This is a genomic window from Vibrio sp. 10N.222.48.A3 (assembly GCF_041475345.1).
Taxonomy (GTDB): domain Bacteria; phylum Pseudomonadota; class Gammaproteobacteria; order Enterobacterales; family Vibrionaceae; genus Vibrio; species Vibrio tasmaniensis_A.
The window spans coordinates 1-561 of record NZ_JBFRVX010000999.1; the positions used below are offsets into that span (position 1 = coordinate 1).

1 pseudogene is annotated in these 561 nt (G+C 36.5%); it reads left to right on the forward strand.

From position 1 onward, the window contains the following. Nucleotides 1-349: pseudogene (locus AB4653_RS22895) on the forward strand (methyl-accepting chemotaxis protein); the annotation flags it as partial. Nucleotides 350-561: the final 212 nt, after the last annotated feature.

The following is a 561-nucleotide window of genomic DNA, read 5'->3' on the forward strand; positions in this document are numbered from 1 at the left end:
TATTCAAGAAATAATATCTCGCCTTCAGGCTCAAGCGAAAGATGCGAACCAATTTATGCAATCCAATCTTTCGTTAGCAGAAGAATCTAGACAGTATAGCGAACAGCTTCGTGCTGCATTCGCTTCTATCACTGACTCAGTACAACTAATATCTGATATGAACACACAAGTAGCCACAGCGTCTGAAGAACAATCTGGCGTAACACAAGATATTTCACAAAATGTTTCTCTGACCTTTGATATTGTTCATCAAAATGTTTCAGGAATTGAGCAGAGCAAACAGGCAAGTGAAGAACTCTCTTCATTAGCTGTTAAGCAAAAAGACTTGCTGAGTTTTTTCAAAATCTAACGTTATAGTAAAATAGATAAATAAGCTTCTAACGCCACTATTTGTTTGTTTTTCTTCTCAAATAAACAAACAAAAAGAGCAGCCAAATAGCTGCTCTTTTTCTTTTGAATTTTACTTTCTAGTTTTTTAAAGCAATTCTGAGACTACATCAGCTAACTGATGAAAGGTTTCAAGACGTGACGAGCTTGGTCGCCATACAAGGCCTATATCGC